The sequence below is a fragment of the Glycomyces salinus genome (assembly GCF_016428645.1).
In the GTDB taxonomy this organism is placed as follows: Bacteria; Actinomycetota; Actinomycetes; order Mycobacteriales; family Micromonosporaceae; genus Glycomyces; species Glycomyces salinus.
The window spans coordinates 1-12774 of record NZ_JAELXW010000046.1 but is presented as its reverse complement, the minus strand read 5'-3'; the positions used below and the strand labels follow the sequence as shown (position 1 = coordinate 12774).

General features: G+C 73.9%; 11 protein-coding genes. 3 read left to right on the top strand and 8 right to left on the bottom strand.

Going from position 1 to position 12774, the window contains the following annotated elements; genetic code table 11:
• Positions 1-40: 40 nt before the first annotated feature.
• The 6 genes from JFB92_RS14245 to JFB92_RS14225 all read right to left on the bottom strand — a co-directional run bounded on the left by JFB92_RS14245 (position 41) and on the right by JFB92_RS14225 (position 8480).
• The gene (locus JFB92_RS14245) at positions 41-517 is read right to left on the bottom strand and encodes a hypothetical protein (RefSeq protein WP_199039896.1); all 477 of its coding nucleotides are present in this window, start codon (positions 515-517) and stop codon (positions 41-43) included.
• Positions 518-646: 129 nt separating this feature from the next.
• Positions 647-2458 carry a YcaO-like family protein gene (locus JFB92_RS14240; RefSeq protein ID WP_199039893.1) on the bottom strand — a complete coding sequence of 604 codons (1812 nt, stop codon included), beginning with the start codon at positions 2456-2458 and terminating at the stop codon, positions 647-649.
• A complete protein-coding gene (locus JFB92_RS14235) occupies positions 2451-4682 on the bottom strand; it encodes a YcaO-like family protein (RefSeq protein WP_199039890.1) in 2232 nt (743 codons plus the stop codon). The genes JFB92_RS14240 and JFB92_RS14235 overlap by 8 nt, the downstream gene beginning before the upstream one ends.
• Positions 4683-4792: 110 nt before the next feature.
• Positions 4793-4915, bottom strand: coding sequence for a hypothetical protein (locus tag JFB92_RS26195; RefSeq protein ID WP_269847949.1), 123 nt, complete (start codon positions 4913-4915; stop codon positions 4793-4795).
• A 5-nt stretch (positions 4916-4920) separates the two neighbouring features.
• Complete coding sequence (locus JFB92_RS14230; protein ID WP_199039886.1) at positions 4921-6735, bottom strand: ABC transporter ATP-binding protein; 1815 nt, start codon at positions 6733-6735, stop codon at positions 4921-4923.
• A complete protein-coding gene (locus JFB92_RS14225; RefSeq protein ID WP_199039883.1) occupies positions 6735-8480 on the bottom strand; it encodes an ABC transporter ATP-binding protein/permease in 1746 nt (581 codons plus the stop codon). The genes JFB92_RS14230 and JFB92_RS14225 overlap by 1 nt, the downstream gene beginning before the upstream one ends.
• A 104-nt stretch (positions 8481-8584) precedes the next feature.
• Between JFB92_RS14225 and JFB92_RS14220 the strand changes: the two genes are divergently transcribed.
• Genes JFB92_RS14220 through JFB92_RS14210 form a run of 3 tightly spaced genes read left to right on the top strand, consistent with a single transcriptional unit; the run spans position 8585 to position 11460 of the window.
• A complete protein-coding gene (locus JFB92_RS14220) occupies positions 8585-9664 on the top strand; it encodes a FecCD family ABC transporter permease (protein ID WP_233163223.1) in 1080 nt (359 codons plus the stop codon).
• 42 nt (positions 9665-9706) lie between these two features.
• Entirely contained in the window at positions 9707-10696 is a 990-nt protein-coding gene (locus tag JFB92_RS14215) for an ABC transporter substrate-binding protein (protein WP_199039877.1), read from the top strand.
• Entirely contained in the window at positions 10693-11460 is a 768-nt protein-coding gene (locus tag JFB92_RS14210; protein ID WP_199039875.1) for an ABC transporter ATP-binding protein, read from the top strand. The genes JFB92_RS14215 and JFB92_RS14210 overlap by 4 nt, the downstream gene beginning before the upstream one ends.
• On the opposite strand, the gene JFB92_RS14205 is transcribed toward JFB92_RS14210, so the two are convergent.
• Together JFB92_RS14205 and JFB92_RS14200 are read right to left on the bottom strand one after the other, a co-directional pair.
• Positions 11448-11888 (bottom strand): hypothetical protein, encoded by a 441-nt coding sequence (locus tag JFB92_RS14205; RefSeq protein ID WP_199039872.1) that lies wholly within the window; start codon positions 11886-11888, stop codon positions 11448-11450. The two genes, JFB92_RS14210 and JFB92_RS14205, sit on opposite strands and share 13 nt — an antisense overlap.
• Entirely contained in the window at positions 11885-12307 is a 423-nt protein-coding gene (locus tag JFB92_RS14200; RefSeq protein ID WP_199039869.1) for a hypothetical protein, read from the bottom strand. Before JFB92_RS14200 ends, JFB92_RS14205 begins: the two co-directional genes overlap by 4 nt.
• Between the last annotated feature and the right edge of the window lie 467 nt (positions 12308-12774).

The window sequence follows — 12774 nt, the reverse complement described above, 5'->3', positions numbered from 1 at the left end:
GGGGGGCCCCCCCGCCACGGCGGGAGGGCGATGAAGGTCGCTACCGCTTCTCTGCGGCCTGGCGCAGCATCTTGGGTGCCATGATGCCGAAGAACCCGCCGAGGACGAGCCCGAAGATCAGATGGCCCATCAGCGATTTCCACTGCATGGCCTCGACGACGAAGACCATCTCGCCCATGCCAAGGAACGTCGGCATGAGGATCAACGCGCCGAGCACCCACCAGATCACGCCCCAGACCGCGCCGGTGACCAGGCCCGAGCCGACCCCCTTGACCAGGGGTCCGGTGATGATCGCGTAACCCAGGCCCAGCCCGGCCGAGATGACCAGGTGGACGACCCAGCCGACGCCGACAGCGGACTGGTCGATCAGCGCGGCGACCATCGGGAGCATGCCCTCGACCTGCATCAGGACGCCGAACGCGATCCCGCCGATGAGGCCGCCGACGATCCCGGGCATCGCCCGCGCCAGCACTGCCCGCATGCCGGTCACGCCGCCGGTGCTTGAAACGGACGTCATGTGGCTTCGCCCCACTTTCCTGCTCGGTCCGTCACTTGCGACGAACGATTGCCGAATGCAGCCTCGACGCTAGGAGTCGTGGGATCGAAGTTCGGTGGTCCAGCGCACACAGCGGCGGTTGACCGGGGATCACCACCCCGGGTAGGGCACGGTTTCGAGCCCGCTCGCGTCCCACCCCATCGCGGCGGCGGCGCGGGCGAGGCGGCCGTTCGGGTCCAGCGGGAACGCGGCGGGCTGGAGCCGGGCGAGCCCGGGCACGATCGCGCGGGCGACGCGGAGCCCGGCCGAGCGGACGCGGTCGGCGGTGGCGTCGACGGCGACCACGCGGTGCCCGGCCTCCTCCAGCAGCGACCGGACCGGCGCCCCTGCGCCGTCGGGCGACGCGGGCCCGGTATCGGAGGGGGCCGTCCGCTCCCGGACGTGGGCGGCCACCGACGGGTCGATGCCGAACTGGACGTGGCACATGGGGTCGATCAGGCCGCGGTGGCCCGGACCGAACGCCTGGCCGTACCGCCGTTGCGGGTCGTAGGGGGCCAGCCCGGCGACGGCGCCGTTCCCGAGCGCCTCGGCGTCGCGGATGAGGCTGCCGGGCGAGTCGAGGTCGCGGGCGCAGACGTGCTGGACCAGCGCCGCGGCCGCGGCGAGTTCGGCGGCGCGCTCGCCGGACCGGTGCGCCGCGTGCCCCAGCGAGACCAGGTCGCGGTCGGGGTCGTCGACGACCGCCAGGCGGACCGGGACTCCGGCGGGGGAGGGGACCGCCAGGACCCGCAGCTCGAACCGGCAGTCGCCCCACGCGGCCCGGACGCTCGCGGGGACCGGTGCGCGGCGCAGCCGCACCGCCCGGCCCGCCGCCCACCAGACGGCGACCGCGTCGTGCGCGGCGGCGTCGGCGCAGGCGCTCTCGGCGGCCTCCGCGAGCGTGGAGCCCGCGTTCTGACCGGTGAAGTTGTGGCCGTGGAACACCGGGGCCGGTTCGAGTCCCGCTTCCCTCCATCCGACGTAGACCAGGCTCAGCGGAACCCAGCATCGTCCGCCCCGCTCCTCGCCCGCGACCCACCACAGCCTCGCGTCGGCGTCGAAGCGCGCGAACGGGAAGCCGGGCCGGTCGCAGAGCGCGGGGTCGTGAGGCTCCCATTCGTCGACCGCGACGGCGCGCTCCCCGGCCGCGCGCAGTTCCCGGAGCGAGGCGAGCCGCCGCCGGCCCTGGCCCGCATAGGCCCCGCAGTAGTGGGCCGCGCCCGACAGGACCGCCGCCTCCCGGGCCGCGGACTCGCCGAATCCGGCGGCCGGGGCCAGCGCGTCCGCCTGGAGTCGCGGGTCGGCGCTGGCGAGGTGCGGCAGTTCGGCATGGGCGTGGACGAAGCCGGGCGGCAGCTGCGGGTCGCGGGGGCGGAAGGCGATGCGGCGCAGGACGCCGGTGACGGGGTCGACCGCCGGGGCGGGACGGAGCCGGTGCGGTTCCCAACCAGTCCCGTTCCAGCGTATGAGCGTGCCGGGCGGCGGAGCCGCGGTGTCGGCCGACGGCGGGCGCGCCGGGGCTCGGGCCGCCGGGCCGCTGAACGCCTCGGCGAGGCGCCGCTCGGGAACCGTCGCGCGCAGGCTCGCGACCGCTTCTCCGGCGAGGTCCGCGGCGTCTCCGGGTTCGAGGGCGAGGCGGTGCCAGCGTCCGGCGAAGGGCCAGGCGGCGGTCCGGGGTCCGCCGCCCGGGTGCCGGTCGGTCTCGTCGGCGGCCGCGAGCAGGTCCTGGGAGGAGTCGAGCACGAGGTCGCCCGGGCCGAGCCGCGCCGGGTCCTCCGCGGGCGCCCGCTCCGCGAGTTCGGCGAGGACTTCGGCTCCCTCGGGTCCGAGCAGGGTCGGCGCGTCGGCCCCGACGATCCACTGCGCGCCGCCGGCGACTACGGCGCTGTCCGCGCCGAGCCCGTAGGTCCACACGTCAGGCATGGGGGATCGGGAAGTGGTTGAGCTCGGACTCGGGCAGGGGCTCGTCGCGCCAGCCGTGCTCGACGGCGAGGCCCTGGAGCACGCCCTTGCCGAGGAACGGGAACGCGGCGGGTGCGTTGCCGACGGTGCCCGGGACGATGACCCGGACGGCGGCCATCCCGGTCGCGGCCACGTCCGGCGTGGTCAGGTCGACGACGATGACCTCCAGACCGCGGGCCTCGACCGCGGCGCGGTAGGCGGCGACGGTCCGCTCCGGCAGCGCCGGGGTCTCCGCGAGCGGACGCGTGGCGGCCGGTTCGAGCAGGTGCGCCATCCGCTCCACGGCCCGCGGGTCGAGGAAGACCTGCTGCTGGACCATCAGGTCGTCGCAGTCGCGCATGTCCTCGCGGTAGTCGTCGAGGTAGCGGCGGTCGGGCCGCCACGGCTTGAACGAGCGGCTGTTGAGCTCGCCGCGCGCCATCGCGGCCCAGTGGGCGCCCTCGGGGTCGGCCAGGTCGCGGCTGCCCTCCTGGAGGGTCAGCGCCTCGGTCCAGGCCTTCTCGACCGCGGCCTCGGGCGTGTGGCGGCTCGCGAAGCCGACGTTGACGAAGTCGGACGCGTCGTCGTGGAGGACGCCGGCGGCGACCGGCACGCCGAACTCGTTGTCGAGCATGATGATCGACGGCCGCTGGCGGTATTCGGGGTCGACCCCGTCCCAGAGGCGTTCGAGCCGGGGGGTGGGCTCGCTCGCCGGGAGCGGGTGGCCGTTGATCCACCAGACCATGGTGGCGTGCCGCTCGATGACCTCCTCGAGGCCGGAGACGATCGCGTAGTCGAGGTCCGGTCCGGCCGCGATCCCGGCGAAGGGGCAGAAGTTGGTGACCGGCGCGGCCGAGTATCCGGCGGTGAACCAGTTGACGTACACCATGCTGGCCGGGACCAGCACGTCCTCGTCCCGGGTGAGGGACCGGCCCGGCACCCAGTGGACGGCCAGGTCGCCGGTCAGTGGCGTGAACGGGAAGCCTGGGGCCCGGTACTGGTTCTCGGAGTACAGCACCAGGTCGTCGGGGGCGAGTACGCGGACTGGTCCGCGCCGCAGTTCCTGGTAGGACCCGTAGGTCACCGGGAGGGTGTCCAGGAGGTTGCCGCAGTACCGCTCGACGGCCTCGCCGACGGCGCTGGCCTCGGCCTGCGCCCGGTCGCCGAAGGCCGAGCCCTGGCACGAGGTGTTGTTGGCCCAGCGGCTGATCAGGCGCATGTTCGCCACGTCGGTCTGGGCGGTGACGAGTCCGGGCGGGACGCTCGGGTGGTGCTCGATGAACCGGACCCGCTGCACCAGGCCGGTGGCCGGGTCGACCAGGTCGTCCGGGACGTGGTCGAGGGCGCCGGTCGCGGCGCGGCCCGGGAGCGGCAGGACCGGGTGGGTCCGCACCGACCCGTCGGCGGCGATCTCGGCGACGGTGTCCCCCTCGAGGCCCGCGGAGAGCAGGTCGGCGAGCGCGGCCGCCGCGGTGCCCATCTGGTGCGGCGCGAGCCCGCAGTCGCCGGTGAGCGAGGGCGTCCGCATGGCCCGGTGGGCCTCGGGGTCGACCGCGGCCGCGAGCCTGCGGGCCGCGAAGTCCTCGTAGGAGGCCCCGACCCCGGGGGCCACGGCGGGTCCGGCCCAGATCCGGGACTGCGCGGCCTCGACGGCGATCCAGGGGGTGCGGGCGTCGGCGCAGTGCCGGTCGAACAGCGACAGCGTCGCCTCGTCGCCGCCGCGGACGCAGTGGACGAGCACCTCGCCGGAGCGGAAGGCCCGGTGGATGACCCGCTGCCAGTCCGAGTCGTCGACGCTGCGGACCGCTCTGGTCGCGGGCAGGCGCTCGCGCAGCGCCTGCCCGAGCGCGTGGACGGTGTGGAAGTCGCCGAGCAGCAGCAGGTCCCCGGCGCGGGCCTCGGCCTCGTCGCCCGGCTCCCACGCCTCGACCTCGGGAGGCGGCTCGAGCGCACCGGCCGGTTCCGGTGCCGCGAACGCCCCGCCTTCCTCCAGGGCCGCACGTAGGTCGGCGGCGAGCTCGGGCCAGTCGGCCGGCAGCAGCGGGGAGGCGTCGCCGGTCGTGATCGCCTCGACCAGGCGGAACACCGTGTCCGGTGCGGTGTCCACGGCGAATGACGAACCGGTGGGGACGGTGATGAGGGCGCGTCCGCCGCTGAGGGCGCGGATCTCGACGCGGGCGGCGACGGTGGCGGACTCGTTCGGCATGTGCGCTCCCGGCGGGGCTAGAGTTGATCTTGGGGCGCTCCGCGACTCGTGAGCCGCGGAGCGCCGCTCATCCGAGGCCGTCCGCCGTCAGCGGGCGGCCTCCCGGTCTACTACTTGGCCCAAGCGAACGCGGTGGACACGTGCGCGTGGTTGTTCGAGTTCGGCGCGAGGAGCTTCTCCTCGGCACGCTCGGTCGCGATCGGCTTGACGACGATCTTCTTCTGCTGCTTCATCTCGTTCACCTCCTCCCGGTGGTCTCGATTGCGGGGGTCTGGGGTGCGGAGCCCGGCCGCTCCGCCTGGGCCAGCAGCGAGCGGTACTCGCCGCTGCGTTCGAGCAGCTCGTGGTGGGTGCCCTCGGCGGCGACGGTGCCGCCGTCGATGAGGATCACCCGGTCGGCGTGCCGGATGGTGGAGACGCGGTGGGCGATGACGACGACGGTGCGGCCGGCCTGGATGCGGGCGACGGCGCGGGCGAGCGCCTGCTCGCCGAGACCGTCGAGGTGCGCGGCGGCCTCGTCCATGACCAGCACGTCCGGTTCGCGCAGGAACGCCTGGGCGATCGCGAGGCGCTGCCGCTGGCCGCCGGAGAGCGTCGCGCCGTCCTCGCCGACGGTCTCGTCCAGGCCGCCGGGCCAGTCGCGGACGGTGTCGGCGAGCTGGGCGTTCTCGAGCGCCTCCCAGAGGGCCTCCTCCGCGGCGTCGGGGGCGGCGATGCGGAGGTTCGACCGGATGGTCCCGCGGAACACGTACGGGTGCTGGGGGATCAGGGCGATCCGCTCGCGGGCCTCGGCCAGGCTGGTGGAGCGGAGCTCGTTCCCGTCCAGGAGGATCCGGCCCGAGTCGGGGTCCCAGAAGCGGATGAGCAGGTGCGCGATGGTGGTCTTGCCCGCGCCGGAGGCGCCCACCAGCGCGACGTGCTCGCCGGGCTCGACCGCGAAGTCGAGCCCGGCGAGGACAGGCGTGCCGGGCTCGTAGGCGAAGTCGACGTCCTCGAAGCGGAGCGCGCCGCGCCCCTGTCCGCGCGGCGGCGCGTCCGAGGCGGTGTCGGTGACCGTCGCCGGGGCGTTGAGGACGTCGAGCACGCGGGCGGCGGCCGCGGACATCTCGCCGAGCCGCTGGAACATCGGGAAGATCCCGGCGGCGGGGGCGAAGGCCGCGGTCAGCAGGACCACGGCGGCCGGGAACAGGGCCGGGGCGAGGTCCCCGGCGCGCACGGCGGCGGCCAGCGCGACCAGGAACGCGATCGTGGTGACCGCGACGATGAGGTCGGCCAGCGCGGACTCGGCCCCGGCGCGCAGCGCGAAGGCCCGCTTGCGCCGCTGCACCCGGCCGGTCAGGTCGAGCATCCGGCGCTTCTGGCGGTCGGCCAGGCCGAGCGAGAGCATCTCGCGGAGCCCTTCGGCCCCTTCGAGGGACGCGGCTTTGAGCTCGCCGAGCTCGTCGCGGACGGCCTTGCCCTGGCGGGCCTGGAGTGGGCCCATGAGCCAGGGGACGACCAGCAGGCACACGACCCCGGCGAGCGGGATGAGGGCCGCCGGGCCGGTGAGGGCGAACAGGGCGGCGACGACCACGAGCGGCCCGGCCGCGGCGTTGAGGGCCGCGCCGACGGTGTGGGCGTAGAACCACTCCAGGCTCTCGATGTCGGACATGGCGGCCCCGGAGACCTCGCCGGCGCGGCGGCGCTTGATCCCGCCGGGGCTGATCCGCTCGATCGCGTCGTGCAGGCGCATCCGGAGTCCGTCGATGACCTTGTAGGCCATGACGTGGCTCATCCAGGACTCGAACCAGACGAACGCGCCGTGCGCGGCGACCGCGCATGCGAGCGCGAGCATCAGCAGCCAGGCGAGCCCGGTGCCGTCGGGGTCGGTGACGACGATGGAGGCGATGTAGGCGCTCAGGCCCGCGGCGACGGCGGCGAACGCCTGGAACCCCGTCATGCTGAGCGTGGAGCGCCAGAACAGTCCGCGGTGCTCGCCGATGACGCCGAGCAGGCTCAGGACCGGGCGGAGGAGCTGGGCGCTGGAGCGGGGCGCGGTCGAATCGTCGCGCATCAGACGACCGCCTCGGTGCGCTGGGAGCGTTCGAGGCGGGCGAACAGCCCGTCCTGTTCTATGAGGCCGTCCCAGTCGCCGGACTCGACCAGCCGCCCGCCGTCGAGGACGAGGATGCGGTCGGCCCGGCGGATCGAGGCGATCCGGTGGGCGATGATCACAGTGGTCACGGGGATTCCTTCTCGGGTGCGTCGGCCGCCGAGGGCGTTGAGGATCTCGGCTTCGCGGCGGGCGTCGAGGGCGCTGGAGGCCTCGTCGAGGACCAGGACCGGGGCGTCTTTGAGCAGGGCCCGGGCGATGGCGAGGCGCTGCCGCTGGCCGCCGGACAGGAGCGCGCCGCCGTCGCCGACGGGCGTTTCGAGGCCGCCCCGCCGCGGGTCGTCCACTTCGGCGGCTCCGGCTGCGGCGAGGGCCCTTCTGAGGGCCGCGTCGTCGGCTCCGGGGTCGACCAGGCGGAGGTTCTCGGCGACCGTGCCGGAGAACAGCAGCGGTGCCTGGGAGACGACCGCGGCGGTGTCGGTGCACTGCTCGCGGGTGAGGTCGGCGGTGGGGACGCCGCCGAGGCGCAGTTCGCCCTCGGTCGGCAGGGCCAGGCGCAGCAGCAGGCTCGCCAGCGTGGACTTGCCCGAGCCCGAGGGCCCGACGATCGCCACGGTCGATCCGGCGTCGATCGTGAAGTCCAGTTCGGTCAGTGCCGGGGTCTCGGCCTCCGGGTACGTGAATCCGAGCCCGGAGGCCGCGATGGCGGCTCCGGCGCCCAGTTCGGGGCTCCGGGAGGCGGCGGTCGGCTCCGGCGGCGCGGGGGCGTCGAGGATCGGCAGGATGCGGCGTCCGGCGGCGACGCCGAAGTACCCGGCGTGCCAGTAGCCCGACAGCTCCTTGAACGGCCGGAACGCCTCGAACGACAGCAGCGTCACGGTGAACAGGGCGGTCGCGTCCAGGGCCCCCGAGCCGACCCGGGCGACGCCGACGGCCAGGGCGATCGCGGGCCCGGCGATCAGGAACAGGGCGGTGAGCCCCGATTCGAGCAGTGAGACCTTGAGCTGGCGGAGCGTGGACGCCAGCAGGCCGCCGGAGGACCGGGCGAGCTCGGCGCGCCTGCGGCCCGCCGCCCCGAACGCTTTGAGCGTGGGCATGCCCCGCAGGGAGTCGACCACGTCGGCGTTGAGGTCGGCGTACGCCTGCCAGTGGGAGTCGCCGCGGTCGGCCAGGACCTTGTCCCACAGGCGCGGCGCGAGCGGCACCGCCAGCGCGACGGCGCCGACGACGGCCCCGACCACCGGGTCCACGACCACGAGCGCGACGACGACGGCGATCGAGGTGAGCGCGGTGACGGCCAGGTGCGGCACGTAGCGCCCGAAGTACGGTTCGAGGTTCTCGACCGCGTCGGTGACCAGCGTCTGGCGGTGGCCGCTGCGCTCGCGGCCGAGGGCGATGGGCCCGGCCTCGGCCTGGGCGTCCAGGAGCCGGGCCCGCAGCGCCGACTTGAAGCGGGTGGCGACGGCGTGGACGGCGATCTCTCTGGCGAAGACGAGCGCGGGACGGACGCACAGCGCGGCGGCGAGCAGCACCAGCCAGACGGTGATGTCGGCGAGGGACAGCCCGGTGACGATGCCGGCGAAGATCTCGGCGGTCACCAGGGCCTGGCCGATCGCGGCCGCGCTCAGGCCCAGTCCGATCAGCACCACCAGGGCCAGGAGCGGGTAGGCGTTGCGGGCCAGGGGTATCAGCCGCAGATGGATCAAGTGGATCCGCCTTTCGGTCGACGGGGCTATTGCCAGCGGATGGCAACATGCTAACTTATCGAAAACGATTGTCAATACTGATAATTTCGAGCCAGGGGGGACGATTGGCGACCGCAGTCGAACCGGAGGCGCACGTCGAAGCGCCTGCCGCTCCGCCGGGGCGCCGCCGCGCGATCCGCGGAGCGATGTGCATCACATTGCTGACGGGGGCCCTGGTCGCCTCGATCCCGGTGACCGTCGGCATCGGCCCGGTCCCGATCCCCCCGGGCACGGTGGCCCGCATCCTCGCCCACCACCTGGCCGACCTCGGCGCCGTCGACTGGACGACCGCCCAGGACAACATCGTCTGGCAGCTCCGCGTGCCCCGGGTCCTCCTCGGCGCCTGCGTGGGCGCCGCCCTGTCGGTGGCCGGGGCCGCCGTCCAGGCCCTCGTGCGCAACCCGCTCGCCGACCCCTACCTGCTCGGCGTCTCCTCGGGCGCCTCGGCCGGAGCCGCCGCCACCATCCTGTTCGGATTCGGCGCCGGGGTCCTCGGCCTCACCGGCTCGGCCTTCGCCGGAGCGATCGCCGCCATCGCCCTCGTCTTCGGCATCGCCCGCACCGGCGGCACCCTGATCGGCTCGCGGCTGGTCTTCGCCGGCATCGCCGTGGCCTTCGCGCTCCAGGCGCTCACCAACTTCCTGATCTTCGCCTCCGACTCCCGCGACGGCGCCCGCGCAGTCCTGTTCTGGACCCTCGGCTCCCTCGGCCAGGCGAACTGGACCACCCTGCCGATCGCCGCCGTCGCCGCCCTCGGCATCACCACCGCCATGACCTTCCAGGCCCGGGGCCTGGACGCCCTCGCGATCGGCGACGAGGCCGCCCACAGCCTCGGCACCAGCCCCACCCGGTTCCGCGCGTTCGCCGCGCTGCTGGTCGCCTTCGGCGTGGCCGCGGCCGTGGCCGTCGCCGGGGCGATCGGCTTCGTCGGCCTGGTCGTGCCGCACCTGGTGCGCCGCATGGTCGGCGCCTCCCACCGGCTCGTCGTCCCCGCCGCCGCCCTCACCGGAGCGCTGGTCCTGGTCTGGGCCGACGCCTTGGCCCGCACCATGCTCTCGCCGCAGGAGATCCCCCTGGGCATCCTCACGGCCATGGTCGGCACGCCCCTGCTCATCGTCCTCGTCCGCAGGCTCCACGCCCGCTGAGCGAGAGCCGCACTCCCGCAATCCGAACCCAAGGAGCTACCGATGCAGACCCCCGCCCCCCGCACCTCCCTGGCGGCCGCCTCGGCCGTCGCACTGTCGCTGGCCCTGGCCGCCTGCGGCTCCGACGCCGACGCCGGCGACGCCGCCCAGAGCGAGGACGGCGCCTCCTACCCGGTGACCGTCGACAACTGCGGCGAGGAGGTCGTCATCGAATCCGAGCCGCAGTCGATCCTCACCGTCGGGCACTCCGCGATCACGCTGCTGGACGCCGCCGGGGCGACCGACCGCATCACCGCCCGCACCGGCGAGTTCCACACCCCGCTGCCCGAGGGCCTGGAAGACCCGCCCGAGGACGTGGAGGTCCTCGACCCGGCCGACCCGGCCGCCGAGACCATCATCGGCGCCGAGCCCGACATCATCGTCGGCTACGGGCTCTTCGAGGCCGACCCGGCGACCATCGAGGCCGCGGGCATCCCCAACCTCGTCGTCACCGGCGAGTGCAACCACGACGAGGGCCTGGTCGAGGCGATCACCTTCGAGACCGTCTTCGCCGACATCGAACGGTTCGGGCAGGTCTTCGGCACCGAGGACGAGGCCGCGGCCAGCATCGAGGAGTACCAGGCGGAGCTGGCCGAACTCGAACAGTCGGCCGCCGGAGACGGCGGCACCGCCGCCTCGGTCTACTACTGGTCCTCGGAGTCCTCGATGAGCGCCCACGGCGGCGCGGGCATCCACCACGACGTGCTCGGCCGCGCCGGACTCGAGAACGTCTACGGCGACGAGGACTCGGCCTACCTCCCGGCCAACTTCGAGACCCTCCTCGACGCCGACCCCGACTACATCGTCCTCAACTACGGCGTCTACGGCGAGGACTACCAGGAGTCGCTCGACAAGTTCCTGTCCGAGCCCGGCGCCGAGGACCTCCAGGCGGTGCGGAACGACCGCGTCATCGGCGTCCCGGCCGCCGACCTCAACCCCGACCAGAGCTCCCTGCGCGGTCTCCGCGCGCTGATCGAGGCCCTGGCGCAGTGATCGAGGCCGAGACCCTGACGGTCCGCTACGGGCCGGTGGAGGCGGTCGCGGGCGTCGACTTCGAGGCCCGCGACCGCGCCCTCACCGGGCTCGTCGGCCCCAACGGCAGCGGCAAGTCCACGCTGCTGCGCGCCATCGGCGCCTCGGTGCGCCGCTCGGGCGGGCGCGTCGCCGTCGAGGCCGACGACGTGGCCGACCTCCGCCCGCGCGAGCGCGCCCGGCGCATCGCCTCGGTCGCCCAGGAGGAGCACGGCGAGTTCCCGCTCACCGCTTGGGAATCGGTCCTGCTGGGCCGCTCGGTCCACCGGGGCGGCTGGAACTCCTACACGCCCGAGGACAAGCGGGTCGCCCAGGAGGCGATGCGCCAGACCGGCATCGCCGACCTGGCCGAACGGCCGCTGGGGGAGCTGTCCGGCGGCGAGCGGCAGCGGGCCCTGATCGCCCGCGCGCTCGCCCAGGCCGCGACCCACCTGCTGCTCGACGAGCCGACCAACCACCTCGACGTCCGCTACCAGCACGAGATCCTGTCCCTGGTGGCCGGGCTCGAACTGTGCACGGTCGCGGTCCTGCACGACCTCAACCTCGCGGCCCGCTACTGCGACGCCCTGGTGCTGCTCGACCGCGGCCGGGTCGCCGCCGCCGGAACCCCCGACGAGGTCCTTCGACCCGAGGTCATCGAACCGGTCTACCGGATCGAGGCCAAGCGCTTCGACATCGACGGCATCCCGCAGCTGCTGTTCGCGCCCGCCGCTCATCCGGCCTGAGACGGGCCCCGCCCGGTCGGCGAGGCGGCCGGGAGGCGCCCGCGGATCCGGTTCCGGACCAGGACGCCGGTGCGGTGGGCCAGGTAGATCAGGGCTACCCCGTTGAGGGCGTGCACCAGGAACAGCGACTGGCCCCAGAGCGTGCCCGGGGCGTTGGCCAGGGCCAGGCCGTGCTGAACCAGCACCATGAAGGTCCCCAGGACGGCCAGCCACACGATCTTGGCCCCGCACCGCGCCGCCAAGGCGAGCGGGTTCGCGGCCGCGTACAGGTACAGCAGGGCGTTGCCGTTCAGGAAGTGCGCCTCGAAGCCGTCCTCCAGCGCGCCGCCGTAGCCGACTCCGAAACCGGCCAGGGCGAACTGCACGACCAGCAGCGTCAGCAGCAGGAGCATCCAGATCCGCAGGATCTTGGCGAAGACGGGACTCATGCCGGGACCTCGCTTCCCCGTGCCTTCGCGGCGCGCCGGTCATCGACCGACCGCTTGGCCAGTCGGGCGACGAGGATCTGCACGGTGAGGACGCCCAAGCCGTTGAGCGCGTGGAGGCCGATGCCGATGCCGCCGCCGATGCCGTCTTGGCCGAAGCTGTGGACGTACAGGCCCTGCATCAGGATCATGACGGTCGAAAGGACCGTCAGCCAGACGGTTTTCCGCCCGGGCCGGGCGATGAGGACGAACACGACCGACAGCATGAGCCAGAAGATGAGGATGCCGCCGTTGCTGACGTGGAGGATGAACCGCTCGATGCGGTTCCCGCCCTCGGTGACCGCGCCCCACCCGGCCAGTCCGGCTTGGAGCACAAGGAGGGCGACCGCGACGCGCGTCCAACCCAGGAAGAACGACTTCACCGCGGACACTCCTCGAACCCGAGGGCGCACGCGGGCCGGACTGAGGGATGCCGCAGTCCGGTTCGGGAGCAGCCGGGGGCCCCGGCCTGGGAACGGGAGTCTCTTCGACGATGCATGCGGCCGAGTCTCCTGCCGACCTCGGCCCGAGACATCGCCTCGAAGAAGGCAATCGCCCTACTCCGCGGGAGGTAAGGCGAAGATCCGCTGTACGTCCCGCGGAGTCCCGGGCCCATCGACGATTGATCGCTAATAGCCACAGGTCGTGTTCGGCTGGCGGGTCGGTTTTGGTGGGGCTTCGAGCGGGCGGCGATGGTGGGGTGGGCGTGGTGGTGTCGCTGTCGGCTGGCGGGCCGCGTGGGGATCGGGCTTCGAGCGCGCGGCGATGGTGTGGTGTGGGAGGCGGGTTGGGGTGGCGTGCCGGGCCCCGGGCATGGCGAGGGCCCGAACCCGGTCGGGTGGGTTCGGGT

Bases quoted from the DNA above. Each gene is read 5' to 3' on its own strand.
- JFB92_RS14245 (WP_199039896.1), bottom strand. From the start codon at position 517: ATGACGTCCGTTTCAAGCACCGGCGGCGTGACCGGCATGCGGGCAGTG.
- JFB92_RS14230 (WP_199039886.1), bottom strand. From the start codon at position 6,735: ATGCGCGACGATTCGACCGCGCCCCGCTCCAGCGCCCAGCTCCTCCGC.
- JFB92_RS14235 (WP_199039890.1), bottom strand. From the start codon at position 4,682: ATGCCGAACGAGTCCGCCACCGTCGCCGCCCGCGTCGAGATCCGCGCC.
- JFB92_RS14240 (WP_199039893.1), bottom strand. From the start codon at position 2,458: ATGCCTGACGTGTGGACCTACGGGCTCGGCGCGGACAGCGCCGTAGTC.
- JFB92_RS14205 (WP_199039872.1), bottom strand. From the start codon at position 11,888: ATGAGTCCCGTCTTCGCCAAGATCCTGCGGATCTGGATGCTCCTGCTG.
- JFB92_RS14215 (WP_199039877.1), top strand. From the start codon at position 9,707: ATGCAGACCCCCGCCCCCCGCACCTCCCTGGCGGCCGCCTCGGCCGTC.
- JFB92_RS26195 (WP_269847949.1), bottom strand. From the start codon at position 4,915: ATGAAGCAGCAGAAGAAGATCGTCGTCAAGCCGATCGCGACCGAGCGT.